We start from the raw sequence: 15833 nt of genomic DNA, 5'->3' as shown, positions 1-15833 counted from the left end.
GCAATAGAGCGGGAGACTTGCCATGGCTCAAGTCGAGATGACGCCGGCCGTGGCCGGCGAGGCGGCGTCGCAGTCCCCTCGCCGCCGCTCCGTCCTCGGCTCCATCGATGCCGCTCTCGGCCTTCTGGTGGAGATCCCGGCGGCGATCCTGGTCGTCGCCGAGGTCGTCCTCCTGTTCGCCGGCGTGATCGCACGCTACGTGCTCCATGCTCCGCTGATCTGGTCGGACGAGCTGGCGTCGATCCTGTTCCTGTGGCTCGCCATGCTGGGCTCGGCGGTGGCGCTCCGCCGCGGCGAGCACATGCGCATGACGGTGATGGTGGCGAACGCCAAGCCGGCGCTGCGGGCCTATCTCGACGTCGTCGCGACCTGCGCCGCGCTTGCGTTCCTGATCCTCATCGTGCGGCCGGCGTACGAGTATGCCTACGAGGAAAGCTTCATCACCACGCCGGCGCTGCAGATTTCCAACTCCTGGCGCGCGGCGGCGCTGCCGATCGGCACCGGCCTGATGGCTCTGTTCGCGCTGTTGCGGCTGGCACCACGGGTCGGTGACGTCAAAACCCTGCTGCTGGCCGTTCTCACGGTTGCCGTGCTGATTGCCCTGTTCTGGTTCGCGCAGCCCTTGTTGCGGCCGCTCGGCAATCTCAACCTGGTCATCTTCTTCGTGGGCGTGGTCGGCTTCTGCGTCTTCGCCGGCGTGCCGATCGGGTTTGCCTTCGGCATGGCGGTCTTGGGCTATCTGGCGCTGACCACGCGGACGCCGCTGATGGTGCTGGTCGGCCGGATGGACGAGGGCATGAGCCATCTCATCCTGCTCGCGGTGCCGCTGTTCGTCTTTCTCGGCCTCCTGATCGAGATGACCGGCATGGCGCGGGCCATGGTCGCGTTCCTGGCGAGCTTGCTCGGGCATGTGCGCGGCGGCCTGCACTACGTGCTGGTCGGCGCCATGTACCTGGTCTCGGGTATTTCCGGATCGAAGGCTGCCGACATGGCGGCGGTCGCACCGGTGCTGTTTCCGGAAATGAAGCAGCGCGGCGCCAAGCCGGGCGATCTCGTCGCCCTGCTCGCCGCTACCGGCGCGCAGACCGAAACCATTCCGCCGAGCCTCGTGCTGATCACCATCGGCTCGGTGACCGGCGTCTCGATCTCGGCGCTGTTCACCGGCGGCCTGCTGCCGGGCGTCGTGCTCGCGATTACGCTCTCGGCGCTGGTGTGGTGGCGCTACCGTGGCGAGGACCTCAGCCACGTTCAGCGCGCCAAGGCCGGCGAGATTAGACGGGCGTTCGTGTTCGCCCTGCCCGCACTGGCCCTGCCCTTCGTGATCCGCTACGCGGTGGTCGAGGGTATCGCGACCGCGACCGAGGTGTCGACCATCGGCATCGTCTATGCTTTCGTCATCGGCCTCCTGATCTACCGCCAGTTCAACTGGCGGCGGCTGTTGCCGATGCTGGTCGAGACGGCGTGCCTGTCGGGGGCGATCCTGTTCATCATCGGCGCGGCAACCGGCATGGCCTGGGGCCTGACCCAGTCAGGCTTCTCGCGCGCGCTGGCGGCGTCGATGACTGGCTTACCCGGTGGCTCGGCGACTTTCATCGCGGTTTCGATCCTCGCCTTCGTGATCCTCGGCAGCGTGCTCGAGGGCATTCCGGCGATCGTGTTGTTTGGGCCGCTGTTGTTCCCGATTGCCCACGCAGTCGGCGTCCACGAGGTGCACTACGCCATGATCATCATCCTGGCGATGGGCATTGGATTGTTCGCACCGCCGTTCGGCGTCGGCTATTATGCCGCCTGCGCCATCGGGCGCGTCGATCCGGCCGACGGCATCCGGCCGATCTGGGGTTACATGCTGGCGCTGTTGATCGGCCTGATCATCGTCGCCATCTTCCCGTGGATTTCGATCGGCTTCCTCTAAGTACCTTGCGGAGGAGATAGAGCCATGAGTGGAGCTCAAAATCAGTACTCAATCGGATTGGACAAGACGCCGGCCAATTACGTGCCGCTGACGCCGCTGAGCTTCCTGGCACGCTCGGCCGCGGTCTATCCCGACCATATCAGCGCGGTCTATGAAGGTCGCAGCTTCACCTGGAAGCAGACCTACGAGCGCTGCAAGCGGTTTGCGTCCTATCTGGCCGGACACGGCATAGGCCGTGGCGACACCGTCGCGGCGATGCTGCCGAACATCCCGGCAATGAACGAGCTGCATTTTGCCGTGGCGATGACCGGCGCGGTGCTGAACGCGCTGAACATCCGCCTGGATGCACCGTCGATCGCGTTCCAGCTCGACCATGGTGGCGCCAGGATCATCCTCGTCGACCCCGAATTCTCCCATGTGATCGCAGAAGCCCTGTCCCTGATGAAGGGCCCCAAGCCGTTCGTGATCGACGTCGACGACGCGGCATTCGCCGGCGGCAAGCGGATCGGCGAGATCGAGTACGAGGCAGCGGTTGCCGCCGGTGACCCTGCTTTCGTGGAGCGGCTGCCGGCCGATGAATGGGACGCGATCGCGCTGAGCTACACGTCGGGCACGACGGGCAATCCCAAGGGCGTGGTGACCCATCATCGCGGCGCCTATCTGAACGCCGTCAGCAACATCCTGGCCGGCAATCTCGGCCAGCATCCGGTCTATCTCTGGACGCTGCCGATGTTCCATTGCAACGGCTGGTGCTTCCCCTGGACCGTCGCGGCCGCAGCCGGCGTCAATGTCTGCCTGCGCAAGGTCGATCCGGCAAAGATCTTTGAATTGATCCTGAAGCTCGGCGTCACCCACATGTGCGGCGCGCCGATTGTCTACAACACGCTGATCAACGCGCCGAACGCGCCCGCGGGCAGCAAGGCAAGGCCGGTCGTCGGGCTGATCGCAGGCGCAGCGCCGCCGGTTGCCGTGCTCGAAGGCGCCGAGCGTATCGGCGTCAAACTGACCCATGTCTATGGCCTGACCGAGGTTTATGGCCCCGCCTCCGTCTGCGCTGAGCAGCCGGGCTGGGACCAACTCTCAGCCGATCAGCGCGCGCAGATGAAACGGCGCCAGGGCGTGTCGTATCCGTTGCAGGAAAGCGTCACGGTGCTCGATCCCGAGACGATGCGCGAGGTGCCGCGCGACGAGAAGACCATCGGCGAGGTCATGTTCCGCGGCAACATCGTGATGAAGGGCTACCTCAAGAACGAGAAGGCAACCCAGGAAGCCTTTGCCGGCGGCTGGTTCCACACCGGCGACCTCGGGGTGCTGGACGAGCACGGCTACGTCATCATCAAGGACCGCTCCAAGGACATCATCATCTCCGGCGGCGAGAACATCTCCTCCGTCGAGGTCGAGGACATCCTCTACAAGCATCCGGCCGTGCTGTTCGCGGCCGTCGTGGCCAAGCCCGACGCAAAATGGGGTGAAGTGCCCTGCGCCTTCGTCGAGCTGAAGGACGGCGCCAAGGCCACCGAGGCCGAGATCATCGCCTATTGCCGCGAGCACATGTCGGGATTCAAGACGCCCAAGTCGGTGGTCTTCGGCGTGATCCCGAAGACCTCGACCGGCAAGATCCAGAAATTCCTGCTGCGCAACCAGGTCGGGTCCACCAAGGCCATCTCGACCTAAGCGTCATGGCGAACCAACGGGTCGCGCGAATGCGCGCCCGATGACCGGCTCCGCGAAGCAATCCATGTCTCCACTTTCCCGAAGGATGGATTGCTTCGTCGCTATCGCTCCTCGCAATGACGCTTGAACGATCAGCTTACCCTTTCCAGCTCCAACTGCATGCCGTCATAGGCCGGCACGACATTTGCGGGTAGCGACTGCCGCAGCACCTCGTAGTCGAGGTCGGAATGCATGTTGGTGATGACGGCGCGTTTCGGCTTGAAGCGCTCGATCCACGACAGCGCGTCACCGACGCTGAAATGGCTGGGATGGGGCGCATAGCGCAACCCGTCGACGATCCAGAGATCGAGGTTTTGCAACGCCGGCCAGCTCTCCTTGGGAATGTCGTGGAGATCAGGCGTATAGGCGGCATTCGCGACACGAAAGCCGAGCGCGGGAATCTTGCCGTGGTGCACCAGGAAGGCCTCGAGCTTCACCGGGCCGCCCTTCCCTTCGGTCGAATGGCTTTCGCCGGCCTCGATCGCATGCCGCGTCAGGATCGGCGGGTAGTCGCTGCCCTCCGGAGAGATGAAGCAATACGAGAACCGCGCCATGATGTCCTTGGCGGTCGACTGGTTGAAATAGACCGGAATCCGCCGGCGCTGGTGCAGCACGACGGAACGGAGATCGTCGATCCCGTGGGTCTGGTCGGCGTGCTCGTGCGTCAGGAACACCGCGTCGATATGGTCGACATTGGCGTCGATCAACTGTTCGCGCAGGTCGGGCGACGTGTCGACCACGATCCGCGTGATCCCGTGTGCCCCCTCGCGTTCGACCAGCAGCGAGCAGCGGCGACGGCGATTTTTGGGATTGTTGGGATCGCAGGCGCCCCAACCCAACGCGGGCCGCGGCACGCCGGCCGAAGAGCCGCAGCCGAGGATCGTCAACGTAACGGTCATGCGGTCTCCTTCGGCGCCGGCACCTTGGAGAACAGCCGGAAGAAATTTTCGGTGGTCTGCCGCGAGATCTCCTCGAGCGAGACGCCGCGGGTGTCCGCCAGCACTTTCGCGACCTCGACAACATAAGCCGGTTCGTTGCGCTTGCCGCGGAATTTACCGGGCGCGAGATACGGCGCGTCGGTCTCCACCATGATGCGGTCGGCCGGCAGTTCGGCGGCCAGCGCGCGCAGAGCGTCCGACTTCTTGAAGGTCAGGATGCCCGTAAACGAGATAGACAGCCCGAGGGCGATCGCCTTCATCGCCAGTTCGCGCCCGCCGGTGTAGCAGTGCAGAACAGCCTTGAACGGCCCTTTCGCCACCTCGTCCTCAAGGATGCGGCCGCAATCCTCGTCGGCCTCGCGGGTATGGATGACGAGCGGCAGGCCCGTCGCGCGCGCCGCGGCGATATGGGCGCGGAAACCGCGCTCCTGCGCCTCGCGCGAACCGTGCTCGTAGAAATAATCGAGCCCGGCCTCGCCGAGAGCTACGACCTTCGGATGCTTGGTGAGCTCGACGAGCTCGCTTGCGGGAATGCCGTCCTCTTCATCGGCATGATGCGGATGCGTGCCGACGGAGCAGTAGACGTTTGGAAAGCGCTCGGTGATCGCCAGCAGCCCGCCGAGCCGCTTCACCCTGGTCGAGATGGTGACCATGCGGCCGATGCCGGCGGCGTCTGCGCGACCGACGATCCCGTCGAGATCATCGGTGAAATCAGGAAAATCCAGATGGCAATGACTGTCGACCAGCATGATTTCCGAACCGTTCACTCGGTCTTCGGTTCTACATAGCGCGGGAAGACGCCGACCGGCGCCGGCAAGAAAGTACCCGGCTTGATCCGCTCTGCGAGCGCCGCAAAGCTGCGGGCATCCGCGGCGATGCCGAGACTGTCGAGCATCTTCGCGCAGGACGCCGGCATCACGGCCTGCGCCATGATCGCGATCTGACGCACGACTTCAGCGGTCACGTACAGTACCGTCTTCTGACGCGCGGGATCGGTCTTCGCCAAAGCCCATGGTGCCTCGCCGGCAAAATAGCGGTTGGCTTCGGCGACCACGGCCCAGACCGTGTTGAGCCATTGATGGATCTGCTGCGTCGCCATCGCGGACCGCGACGCCTCCAGCATGGCGTCGGCCTGCGCTAGGATCGCCTTGTCGTTTTCGCTGAGCTCGCCGGGCTCCGGCAGCACGCCGCCGAGTTGCTTGGCGATCATGGACAACGAGCGCTGCGCCAAATTGCCGAAGTCGTTGGCAAGGTCGGCATTGATGCGCGCCACGATGGCCTCGTGGTTGTAGTTGCCGTCCTGGCCGAACGGCACCTCGCGCAGGAAGAAATAGCGCACCTGGTCGACGCCATACTGCTCGGCGAGATTGAAGGGGTCGACCACGTTACCGACCGACTTCGACATCTTCTCGCCTCTGCTGAACAGGAAGCCGTGCGCATAGACGCGCTTCTGCACGGGAATGCCCGCCGACATCAGGAAGGCTGGCCAGTACACCGCGTGGAAGCGGATGATGTCCTTGCCGATGACGTGCACGTCGGCCGGCCAATAGCGCCAGCGCGCGTCCGCTTCGTCGGGATAGCCGACGCCGGTGATGTAGTTGGTCAGCGCGTCGACCCAGACATACATCACATGCTCGGGATCATCCGGCACCTTGACGCCCCAGTCGAAAGTGGTGCGGGAGATCGAGAGGTCCTTCAGCCCGCCCCGCACAAAGCTCATCACCTCATTGCGGCGCGAGTCCGGGCCGATGAAATCGGGCTGGCTCTCATAGAGGTGCAGCAGCTTGTCCTGATAGGCCGAGAGACGGAAGAAGTAGCTCTTCTCCTCGACCCACTCGACCGGTGTGCCCTGCGGGCCGCGGCGGACATTGTCCTCGCCGACCACAGTCTCATCCTCGGCGTAATAAGCCTCGTCACGCACCGAGTACCAACCGGCATAGGTGTCGATATAGATGTCGCCGTTCTTCTGCATGCGGCGCCAGATCCCTTGCACCGACTTGTGGTGCGCAGGTTCGGAGGTGCGGATGAAGCGGTCGAACGAGACGTTGAGCCGCTCGTCCATCTCCTTGAAGCGCGCCGCGTTACGGGTCGCGAGATCGAACGGCGTCATCCCCTCGTTCTGCGCGGTCTGGATCATCTTCAGGCCGTGCTCGTCGGTGCCGGTAAGGAAGAACACGTCCTTGCCGTCGAGCCGTTGGAAGCGCGCCAGCGCGTCGGTCGCGATCGCCTCATAGGCGTGGCCGATATGCGGCTGGCCGTTCGGATACGCGATCGCCGTCGTGATGTAGTAAATGTTGCCGCGATCTGCTGGCGGCGACGATACGGGGGTGGACGCGGGAGCGACCGCCACCGGCTTGGGCTGCTTCGGCGCAGAAGCGGCCTTCGGCACCTTCCCGGCTGCCGGAGCCTTCGACATGGCAGGTTTTGCAAGCGCCGGCGCGGCGGCCGTTATCGTGTCCTGCTTCGGCGAGGCCTTCGCGGTTTTCCTGACGGTTTTCTTGACCGTTTTCTTGGCGACCTTCTTGGCAGCCTTCCCGGTCGCCTTTTTGGCAAGCTTCTTCGAGCCTGACTTCTTGACGACTTTCTTGGCCGCCTTCTTAGCCTTCTTCCCGACGCGCCCGCTCTTCTTGGCGACGCGCGACTTGGCTGCGCCCTTCTGCCTGATGGCGCGGGCGGGCGAAGTCGGCTTCGTCCTCTTCGCTTTCTTCTTGGACGATTTTTTCTTTGCGGTCGCCACCACGGAATCCTTTGTCGATCGAAACGAAATTGTCGGGAGTGTTGTCAGACGAAGCGTCTATCGGGTTGCGTCCGCAAGCATCGAAAACACCGAGAAAACCAGCGGCTTGCGCTCCAGATTGTAGGCCTCGGTGTCGCGCGCGGCGCGGACGATCTTTTCCCATACCTCTGCGAGCCGTGCAAGGCGCGGCAGATTGGCATTGGCGTCGCCGGTGCGCATGCGCTCGCTCATCCAGCGATCGATCCCGTCGATGAAGGCCGCGAGCGCGACGCGGTCGCTGGTGCCTAGCGCATCGCCGAGCGCGTGCAATTCCCGCGGATCGACCCGGGGGAGCGTCGCCAGCAATGCGGCGGTGCGCTGCTGCAGCTTGAGCGCGTCGCCGCCGAGCAGCGACAGCGCTCTGCCCACACTCCCCTCCGAGGCCGCCGCGGCCTCGACCAGTGCAGGATCGTCGGCGGCAATATCGGTTGCTGCCGCGGCCGCGCGCACGACGTCGCTCGTATCGATCGGCCGCAGCAGCAACTTCCGGCAGCGGGACAGGATGGTCGGCAGCACCCGTGACGGCGCGTGGCTGACCAGGAGGAACAGCGATTGCTGTGGCGGCTCCTCGAGAACCTTGAGCAGCGCGTTCGCGGCATTGGGATTGAGCTCGTCGACGGTGTCGACGATGCAGACGCGCCAGCCATCGACCGCGGCGGTCGAACCGAAGAACGAAATCGTCTCCCGCGTCTCGTCGACCGTGATCACCGTTCGCATCACGCCACGGTCGTTGAGGCCCCGCTCCAGCACCAAAAGTCCACCATGCGCGCCGGCCATGACCTGCCGCGCTACCGGGTCGGCGGGGTCGAGGCGAAGTGTCGGTGCCTGCTGCACTTGGGACGCCTTCGGATTGCGGAACGCCAGGACGAACCGCGCCATGCGATAGGCCAGGGTCGCCTTGCCGATGCCTTGGGCGCCGCCGATCAGCCAGGCGTGTGGAATCCGTCCGCTGCGATAGGCCTCGAGCAACGCAGTCTCGGCCTCACGATGCCCGAACAAGTCGGACGTCTCGCGCGGATGCCGGACCGCGATCTCCTGCTCGGTCTTGCGGGCGCTCATGTGGGACCGGCCGCCGTTGCCGCTGCGAACAGATGGTCGCGCAGCGCGGTCCATACCTTGGCCGCGACCGTATCAGGGTCGGCCGTGGCATCGATCAAGACGCAGCGTTGCGGGTCCTCGGCCGCGATCTGCCGGTAGGCCTCGCGCAGATTTTGGTGGAACTGAACGTCCTCCGCTTCGAAACGATCCGCCACGGCGTTGCCACGGCGGGCGGCGGCGCGTTGCAGGCCGATCTCGACCGGGACGTCGAGGATGATGGTCAGATCGGGCTTGAGATCGCCGATCGTGACTCGCTGCATGGCGTTGACGAGTCCGGGCAGCACCTGTCCGAGTTGGCCTTGATAGACGCGCGTCGAATCGAAGAAGCGGTCGCACAGCACCCAGATGCCCTGGTTCAGCGCCGGCAGGATCACGGTGCGGACATGGTCGTCACGGGCGGCTGCGAACAGCAGCGTCTCGGCCTCCGGCCCGAGCAGCTTGCCCATGCCTGACAGCACGAGGTGGCGGATGATCTCCGCCCCCGGCGAGCCGCCGGGCTCGCGGGTGACGATGGCGCGCAGCTTGGCGGCATCGAGACGTTCGGCGAGCCTGCGGATCTGGGTCGACTTTCCGGACCCCTCACCCCCTTCAAAGGTGATGAAGCGACCGCGCAAGCTGGGCCGTTTGAGCGCGACTTCAGCCATGTCAGAGCTTCTCGACGCCGGCGCGGAACATGCCGATGACGAGCTCCTGGGCACCATCGAGCGCGCGGCGCATGGTCGATCCCGTGCCGACCGCATCCGCCGCGAACACCGGCGATTCCACCGCGACATTGGCGCCACGCCAGACCCTGACCACGCCGATCTGCTGGCCGGCCTGGATCGGCGCCTTGACCGGGCCGCTATAGATGATGCGCGCCAGCAGTTTGTCATTGCCGTTCTTCGACACCATCACCTTGATCGGGTCCGGGCTGGTCAGCTTGACCGACCGGCTGTCGCCGCCGAATACCCTGGCGTAGCCGATGGTCTGGTTGGCTGCGATCAATGTTCGCGTCTCGAAGCTGCGGAAGCCCCATTCGAGCATCTTCTTGGCCTCGGTGGCGCGGTCTTCCGAATCCTCGAGACCATTGACCACCACGATCAGCCGCGTGTCGTTCTGCACCGCCGAGCCGACCATGCCGTAGCCGCCTTCCTTGGTGTAGCCGGTCTTCAGGCCGTCGGCACCGGGCAACGCGTTGAGCAGCGGGTTGCGGTTCTGCTGGCGGATCTTGTTCCAGGTGAATTCCTTCTCGCCGAACAGCTTGTACCTGTCGGGATAGGCCAGGATGATGTGGCGCGCCAGCATCGCAAGCTCCCGCACCGTCATCTTGTTGCCGGGGTCGGGCAGCCCGTTGGAATTGGCGAAGGTCGACTTGGTCAAGCCAAGCTCACGGGCGCGCTTGGTCATGAAGTCGGTGGCGAAGATGTGCTCGTTGCCGGCGATGCCTTCGGCCAGCGCGATGCAGGCGTCGTTGCCGCTCTGAATGATCGCGCCGTGCAGGAGATCGTCGACGGAGACCTTGCTGTTGATCGCGGCGAACATCGTGGAGGTACCCGATGGTGCTCCGCCATGCCGCCAGGCGTACTCGCTGATCCGGTACTCGTCGGTGAGCTTGACGTCGCCCTTCTCGATCGCGTTGAACACGACCTCGGCGGTCATCAGCTTCATCATGCTGGAAGGCGCGCGCAGTTCGTCGGCATTCTTTTCGAACAGGACGCTGCCGCTGGAGGCCTCGATCAGGATCGCGGTCGGCGCATCGCCATCGAAGCCGCCTTCCTCCTTCTTGGCGCCTTGCACGCTGTTATTTGCTGCATAGACCACCCCGCCGCAGCCGATACCGAGCGCGACAACGGCGGCCACCAGGGCGCGCCAGCCTCGCCTAGCGCGAGCGGCGAACGTGCGGGGAACTGCGGTCTCGGCTGCCATCGGCGATATCCTGAAAGCTGCGTTCTAACAATTGGAAGTACCGCAAACAACTGAGGTTTTTGCGCCTGTGCACGGCCGGTCAGATTGCCGGTTGCAGCTAACCTCCCTATCCTTGGAACCGGCTCATGACACCAGAACCGGCAAACAAGGCGGAAACGCGATGTCCTCCTCCCACACCATTTCCGCCAATGGCATCGACATGTTTGTGCGTGAAGCGGGGCGAGGCCCGCTCGTCGTGCTCTGCCACGGCTGGCCGGAACTATCCTATTCATGGCGGCATCAGCTTGAGGGTCTGGCGGCGGCCGGCTTCCGGGCCGTGGCCCCCGACATGCGTGGCTTCGGCCGGACCAGCGCGCCGGCCGACATCAGCGCCTATACGATCTTGGATACGGTCGGCGACATGGTCGCGCTGGTTGCGGCCCTCGGCGAGAAGCAGGCGATGATCGTCGGCCACGACTGGGGTGCACCGGTGGCCTGGCACGCGGCGCTGTTCCGGCCGGACATCTTCACCAAGGTCGCCGGCCTCAGCGTCCCGCCCCCGTTCCGGGGACGCGGGCGCCCGCTTGAGACCCTGCGCCAGAGTGGCATCACCAACTTCTATTGGCAGTACTTCCAGCCGCCCGGCGTGGCGGAGGCCGAATTCGAGCGCGACATAGCCAGCACCATGCGCCTGATCCTCGGGCGCGGCGTATCCGACCCCAGCTCGATGTTCGTGGATGAGGCCAAGGGCTTCCTCGGCAACCTGCCGTCCGGGACGCCGCTGCCGAACTGGCTCACCGAAGCCGACATCGCAGAGTTCGCGGCGGGCTACGCCGTGTCCGGCTTCCGCGGCGGCCTGAACTGGTACCGCAACCTCGACCGCAACTGGGAGCTGACCGCACCCTGGCAGGACGCGCAGATCCGTCAACCGTCGCTGTTCATCGCTGGCTCGAACGATTCGGTGATCACCGGGCTGATCGGTGCCAAGCGGGTCGCCGACATGGAACGCGTGCTGCCGAACCTGAAACTGAAGCTGATCATCGAGGGTGCCGGTCACTGGATCCAGCAGGAGCGGCCCGACGAGGTCAACCAGGCGCTGATCGCGTTTCTCAGATAATCCGACGAAGTGCTTGATTCAGTAGAGACCGCGTCCGCTCAGCACTTCGGCCGGCCCGCGCGCGTCGATCGGCACATAGGACGGGGCCGGATTCGCGGCATAGCGGGCGTCGGCCTCGTAGGACACTTCCCGCGGATTGTTCAGGACGCGGCCGCGCGAGCGGCTGGAGGCTGATATTTCGGAGGTGGCGCCAGTCGACGCGTAATCGGCCGAGGTGTTGCCCAGGCTGTAGGGCCGCCCTTCCGGCAGCGGGACGTCGCCGCGGACGCGACCGGCCGAGGACGACATGTCAGGCACGAACGATCGCGCGGAGGCGACCCGCACCAGCGACGGCGCCGGGGCCGGCGTGCCAGTGCGCAAGGTCGCCATGAGCTGGCGGTCGTCGGACCCTTCGAGTGGCGCCCGGCCGACATATTCGACGCGAACCCGGGCCGTACCGTTCCCTTTGAATTCAAGCAGTTCGGCAGCCTTGTTCGAGACGTCTATGAGGCGATTGCCGTGGTATGGGCCACGGTCATTGACGCGAACGATCAGCGATTTGCCGTTGCTCAGATTGGTGACGCGGGCATAGCACGGCATCGGCAGGGTCGGATGGGCGGCCGTCAGCGACCCCATATCGAACACCTCGCCATTGGCGGTCAGGCGGCCGTGGAAGTCGTCGCCATACCAGGAGGCGATGCCCTCGGCGCGGTAGTTGACGTCCTCCTCGGGCACATAGGTACGGCCGGCGACAACATAGGGCTTGCCGACCCGGTAGGTGCCGCCGCCCTTCGGCACGGGCTCACCGAACGCCACGACGCGCGGGCTCGAGGAAACGCCGTATTTGGGATCGACGCGGCTTGCGAACTTGTTCGACGAAGCGCAGTTGGCGAGGACGAGGCAGGTCGCCACGGCAATGGCGCCGCGCGCCGTCCGGATAATCGAATCTGGCCGTGTGATCCCCATCTGCCCCAAGTACCATTTGCCGGACCCGCACCTACTGCGAGGCGTCGGCGTCCCTTCCGTCACGATGCGGCCCACCTCCGCACCGGATGGTGAAGATATCGCAACCGGAACAAGGCGGAAATGGGGAGAGCCACCCCGTGGTGAACGATTGGTTGTGCGCCTCTCAGTGGATCTACGGACCTGCCGGCGCACCGAGCGCCCTCTCCTGTCTCGCAATCAGACACACTGTTGCAGCAAATCATCAGTCAGGCCCCATCTTCGATTCCAACAATTGAATCTTTTTGACTGTGCAAGGCTGCAATCGTTTTCTCTCGCGTGTGGGGCGCAAAGGAACGTTTGCGATGATCGAGACGGTTACGGCGGTTATGGGCCTGGTGAGTGCAGCCATCTTCTTGGCTCATGCCGTGGAAGGCTATCGGTACCGGGCCTGACGGTCCGTTGAAGCGGAAAGATGCATCACTTCTTTCCAGGAGCGACTGTTCGGAAAGCTTTAATCAGTTCGGATGAGCATCGGGTCAGGCAGGTGTGTCATGCGTAATCACGATTTGGTCTCCGACGGATTTCTCACTCTGACCGCAGCGAGCCTCGTGCTGCTGTGCTCGAGTCTCTTGGCTTTCGCGCTCAAATGAAAAGTCTAGCATGGGGCGCCCAAGCGCCCACCCAAGGGGACGCCTAGGCCCCCTTTCGCGATGCACACCTCTTTGCTATGCCGCTCGCATCCGCGAATGGAAGGGTGGCCGAGTGGTTTAAGGCACCGGTCTTGAAATTCAGAAACAGCCATACCGTTAGGTGACGAGCCGTTTGCAAGTATCCTTGTTAGTTGGTTTTTTTTGATCGGCGATTGCCGTCATATCCCTCTCCATCCTAGCCAGTTCTTTCTAGTTGGGTAGCAAAGTCGGTAGGAGTCCGACCGTCTGCATTGAGGGAAAGTGTATTTCGAGCCCGGCGGCATAATTCTTTTCCGTGAGACGGTCTCTAGTAGCCATACCCTGGCACAGCATAGGCGCCGCAGTTGTAGTATTCCCCGTAACCGGGCTCAGGGCAGCTCCGATACCCGTAGTATCCGTAGCCCGGCCCTGGGTAGTACGCCGGCGCATACCCACCGTAGTAATCGTAGTCTGGCCCCCAAGCATATGCGGACGATGCGAGACCTCCGATCACGGCTCCTGTGATAAGTCCGCCAGCGAAAGCAGGGCCAAATCCACGGTGCCAACCACCTCCCGCGAAGCCACCATGGAAACCGCCTCCATGAAAGCCGAATCCGCCGCGCGCAGAAGCCACCGTCGGCGCCCCGCCTATGGCTGCAATAGCGACTAGGGATAGAAGAACTTTTCTGAACATCGGAAACCCTCCCTGGGTTCAGGGAACACTTGAAGGGAAACGCCACATAATCCGCTTGGTTGCTCGCAATGTGCGCCATCTGCCTTTGGCACAGGCTGTGCAGTACGTTCGCTGCTGGGGATTTCAGCGTCCCAGTTCAGGAATAAGCGCCGCCGGCCCGTATCATTTCGAGACCGGCGGCGTAGTTTTGGGCGCCCTACGCAGCCTCAGTCCCGGTAATTCCGACGCCGGTGAGCGCCGAAACCAAGGCAGCGAGCGCGCTCGTTTCGATGTCATCGTACCTGCTTATTTCGCCCGCCCAGCAGCGATAGAGCACGGCACTGGCAAGTGCTCGGTAGCCCTCTATCGATTTCGGCTTGATGGCGAACATCCGCTCATAGACCTCATGCATTGAGCGGCCGATCGCCTCGCTCTTCTCCTCGGCCGGAAGGTATCCCGATTGCTCTTCCGCGGCCGTTTCCTCTGCGCGCCAACGCCGGTAGGCCGTGATGGGTTGGTCAGCGCGACGCTGCTTGTGCTTCTTCGGTCGAGACCTGAACAGGTGGCTGTACTGGATGACGTAACCGGCCGGATCGCCAAGCCTCCAAATCAGCTCGCGCGGCAGCGCGGGCCTCAAGCGATGATAGACGTCGTATGTTCGCATGCATTCGGCGGTCGCCTCCTGCTCCGCAGTCCGAAGCTCAAGCATCCTTTCCCGCAGCGTGAGCAATTCAGCATCAGCATGTCTCGAATGGTGCGCGCCGCCGCAGATCAAACCCGCGGGATTTCCGCCATGGATCCAGTCAAGATCCTGACCATGCGAGCTAAAAAACGCTTGATGGTATGCAGCCGTGTCCTCATCTTCATCCTTGAACGCAGGCCCAAAGACGTGCCGACGGAAGTAATTCAGGGCAGCGCGCTGCTCCGTCCTCGTCCATCTTCCAGCCCTCACAGATGTATCGCGTGCGGAGCAGGTCGACGATTTGCTCGACGCGAAGCCAAGATAGCTTGGTGATCGATCGCAAACGGCCCATCGGGAGCCGAGGTCAGAGCGACAGCGGGCGCAGCAGCAACCGCCGCGAACGAGACGAACATATTCATTAAGAGCCTTCTGCTCAGAGTTGGCCCTGCCCGCTTCGCAGAACTCGACTCAGCCGAGTTCGGTTCGCTCCCGTCGCCGACCGGCTGACATGCGCCAGCGTGGCTAGTTGGAATCAGAGAGCGAGGGGACAATTTAACGGCGCCGTGGGCGCCAATGCCCTCCTCTAGAATTGCGGACGAGCTTGTGGGTGGCGTGCTATACACGCGGGCACGCACGCAAGTTCGAACCCATCCAGGACGGCCGGATCTACATTGAGAAGATCAACGGGCCTTTTCTGTTCGAGGACAAAGGGACGACGGCCGAGTACCGCGCGGGTTTAGATCTGGCGATCGAGCGCGGATGGCTCGAGAAGGTCCACGAGAGCGGCACCTCCACCAGAATGACGCAGGCCGGCAGAGACCTGTTCCCCGAGGCGGGCTAAAGAAAAAGGGCCGCTCGAAACAACAAGCGGCCCCAAGTCTAGGGAGGAAACGCCCTCGAAGGAGGGCGGCGATAGCGCCAGGCGCTACCGCACGACACACATATGGGTTTGGGCGCCCGGCTCGGGAGACCCGGCCCGCGCAAGCCAGAGGCGCGATTACACGCCTTGAATCTGGCTTCGCGGCGCATAGCTCCCGACATCGCAACCAAACCGACCCGGACCTATTTACTGGGCATGCCTATCACCCGAAAGCTGATTGAGATCCCGCCGGAAGTCGCGCGCCAGTTCGTCGCCGACATGGAGGCTTATCACTCAGAGCGCGACTCCATGCGCCGCGATGAGATCGCTGGACGGACGCGACACACACTCCTCGGGTACATGCCGGCCGGCTCAGAGCTTCGGCTCCGCGAGGTCAAGGAGACCTCTTCGGTCGCTGGCATGACCGTCCAATGCATTCTCCGCGACGACACCGGCTGGGGTCTGTGAGAAGCATCCGGACCAGCCCTGGACCGGTAATCACGCCTGTAGGCGCGGCGGCGCTGGCGGGCCCTGCCCGAAGTGCAACGGGCCGAATCCGGATGATGGGATTCCACGGCTGCCACGAGGG

Annotated in this window: 14 protein-coding genes; 6 read left to right on the top strand and 8 right to left on the bottom strand. The window is 63.9% G+C overall.

Annotation, left to right across the window (positions count from 1 at the left end; translation table 11 throughout):
* The first annotated feature begins 22 nt into the window (after positions 1–22).
* Positions 23–1912, top strand: coding sequence for a TRAP transporter large permease subunit (locus tag MTX19_RS19770; protein WP_280978919.1), 1890 nt, complete (start codon positions 23–25; stop codon positions 1910–1912).
* 24 nt (positions 1913–1936) lie between these two features.
* Positions 1937–3586, top strand: coding sequence for an acyl-CoA synthetase (locus MTX19_RS19765; RefSeq protein WP_280978918.1), 1650 nt, complete (start codon positions 1937–1939; stop codon positions 3584–3586).
* Positions 3587–3717: 131 nt separating this feature from the next.
* On the opposite strand, the gene MTX19_RS19760 is transcribed toward MTX19_RS19765, so the two are convergent.
* Genes MTX19_RS19760 through metG form a run of 3 tightly spaced genes read right to left on the bottom strand, consistent with a single transcriptional unit; the run spans position 3718 to position 6979 of the window.
* Complete coding sequence (locus tag MTX19_RS19760; protein WP_280978917.1) at positions 3718–4524, bottom strand: MBL fold metallo-hydrolase; 807 nt, start codon at positions 4522–4524, stop codon at positions 3718–3720.
* Positions 4521–5312 (bottom strand): TatD family hydrolase, encoded by a 792-nt coding sequence (locus MTX19_RS19755; RefSeq protein ID WP_280984837.1) that lies wholly within the window; start codon positions 5310–5312, stop codon positions 4521–4523. Before MTX19_RS19755 ends, MTX19_RS19760 begins: the two co-directional genes overlap by 4 nt.
* Before the next feature lie 14 nt (positions 5313–5326).
* The gene (metG, locus tag MTX19_RS19750; protein WP_280978916.1) at positions 5327–6979 is read right to left on the bottom strand and encodes a methionine--tRNA ligase; all 1653 of its coding nucleotides are present in this window, start codon (positions 6977–6979) and stop codon (positions 5327–5329) included.
* On the opposite strand from metG, the gene MTX19_RS19745 reads away from it, so the two are divergent.
* Positions 6978–7424: a hypothetical protein gene (locus MTX19_RS19745; RefSeq protein WP_280978915.1), complete on the top strand. Its 447-nt coding sequence runs from the start codon at positions 6978–6980 to the stop codon at positions 7422–7424. The genes metG and MTX19_RS19745 overlap by 2 nt on opposite strands.
* On the opposite strand, the gene MTX19_RS19740 is transcribed toward MTX19_RS19745, so the two are convergent.
* The 3 genes from MTX19_RS19740 to MTX19_RS19730 are packed head-to-tail and all read right to left on the bottom strand — an operon-like array spanning position 7358 to position 10237.
* Positions 7358–8398 carry a DNA polymerase III subunit delta' gene (locus tag MTX19_RS19740; protein ID WP_280978914.1) on the bottom strand — a complete coding sequence of 347 codons (1041 nt, stop codon included), beginning with the start codon at positions 8396–8398 and terminating at the stop codon, positions 7358–7360. The genes MTX19_RS19745 and MTX19_RS19740 overlap by 67 nt on opposite strands.
* Positions 8395–9081 carry a dTMP kinase gene (gene tmk / locus MTX19_RS19735; protein ID WP_280971575.1) on the bottom strand — a complete coding sequence of 229 codons (687 nt, stop codon included), beginning with the start codon at positions 9079–9081 and terminating at the stop codon, positions 8395–8397. The genes MTX19_RS19740 and tmk overlap by 4 nt, the downstream gene beginning before the upstream one ends.
* A gap of 1 nt (position 9082) precedes the next feature.
* Positions 9083–10237, bottom strand: coding sequence for a D-alanyl-D-alanine carboxypeptidase family protein (locus MTX19_RS19730; RefSeq protein ID WP_348638312.1), 1155 nt, complete (start codon positions 10235–10237; stop codon positions 9083–9085).
* Positions 10238–10502: 265 nt separating this feature from the next.
* On the opposite strand from MTX19_RS19730, the gene MTX19_RS19725 reads away from it, so the two are divergent.
* Positions 10503–11438, top strand: coding sequence for an alpha/beta hydrolase (locus MTX19_RS19725; RefSeq protein WP_280978912.1), 936 nt, complete (start codon positions 10503–10505; stop codon positions 11436–11438).
* Between the two features lie 18 nt (positions 11439–11456).
* Here MTX19_RS19725 and MTX19_RS19720 read toward each other — a convergent pair whose 3' ends face one another.
* Both MTX19_RS19720 and MTX19_RS19715 read right to left on the bottom strand, forming a co-directional pair.
* Entirely contained in the window at positions 11457–12383 is a 927-nt protein-coding gene (locus MTX19_RS19720; RefSeq protein WP_280978911.1) for a septal ring lytic transglycosylase RlpA family protein, read from the bottom strand.
* A gap of 1537 nt (positions 12384–13920) precedes the next feature.
* On the bottom strand, positions 13921–14655 hold the full coding sequence (locus MTX19_RS19715) for a hypothetical protein (protein WP_280978910.1): 735 nt from the start codon (positions 14653–14655) through the stop codon (positions 13921–13923).
* Between the two features lie 337 nt (positions 14656–14992).
* Here MTX19_RS19715 and MTX19_RS19710 point away from each other — a divergent pair, with 337 nt between their 5' ends.
* Together MTX19_RS19710 and MTX19_RS19705 are read left to right on the top strand one after the other, a co-directional pair.
* Positions 14993–15226 carry a hypothetical protein gene (locus tag MTX19_RS19710; protein WP_280978909.1) on the top strand — a complete coding sequence of 78 codons (234 nt, stop codon included), beginning with the start codon at positions 14993–14995 and terminating at the stop codon, positions 15224–15226.
* Positions 15227–15391: 165 nt separating this feature from the next.
* On the top strand, positions 15392–15712 hold the full coding sequence (locus MTX19_RS19705; protein WP_280978908.1) for a hypothetical protein: 321 nt from the start codon (positions 15392–15394) through the stop codon (positions 15710–15712).
* Positions 15713–15833: the final 121 nt, after the last annotated feature.

The sequence above is a fragment of the Bradyrhizobium sp. ISRA464 genome, assembly GCF_029910095.1.
Lineage (GTDB): Bacteria > Pseudomonadota > Alphaproteobacteria > Rhizobiales > Xanthobacteraceae > Bradyrhizobium.
This window is presented reverse-complemented; position numbering and strand designations above follow the sequence as displayed.

Bases quoted from the DNA above. Each gene is read 5' to 3' on its own strand.
- metG (WP_280978916.1), bottom strand. From the start codon at position 6,979: ATGTCGAAGGCTCCGGCAGCCGGGAAGGTGCCGAAGGCCGCTTCTGCG.
- MTX19_RS19740 (WP_280978914.1), bottom strand. From the start codon at position 8,398: ATGAGCGCCCGCAAGACCGAGCAGGAGATCGCGGTCCGGCATCCGCGC.
- MTX19_RS19760 (WP_280978917.1), bottom strand. From the start codon at position 4,524: ATGACCGTTACGTTGACGATCCTCGGCTGCGGCTCTTCGGCCGGCGTG.
- MTX19_RS19755 (WP_280984837.1), bottom strand. From the start codon at position 5,312: ATGCTGGTCGACAGTCATTGCCATCTGGATTTTCCTGATTTCACCGAT.
- MTX19_RS19765 (WP_280978918.1), top strand. From the start codon at position 1,937: ATGAGTGGAGCTCAAAATCAGTACTCAATCGGATTGGACAAGACGCCG.
- MTX19_RS19720 (WP_280978911.1), bottom strand. From the start codon at position 12,383: ATGGGGATCACACGGCCAGATTCGATTATCCGGACGGCGCGCGGCGCC.
- MTX19_RS19770 (WP_280978919.1), top strand. From the start codon at position 23: ATGGCTCAAGTCGAGATGACGCCGGCCGTGGCCGGCGAGGCGGCGTCG.
- MTX19_RS19725 (WP_280978912.1), top strand. From the start codon at position 10,503: ATGTCCTCCTCCCACACCATTTCCGCCAATGGCATCGACATGTTTGTG.
- tmk (WP_280971575.1), bottom strand. From the start codon at position 9,081: ATGGCTGAAGTCGCGCTCAAACGGCCCAGCTTGCGCGGTCGCTTCATC.
- MTX19_RS19745 (WP_280978915.1), top strand. From the start codon at position 6,978: ATGGCAGGTTTTGCAAGCGCCGGCGCGGCGGCCGTTATCGTGTCCTGC.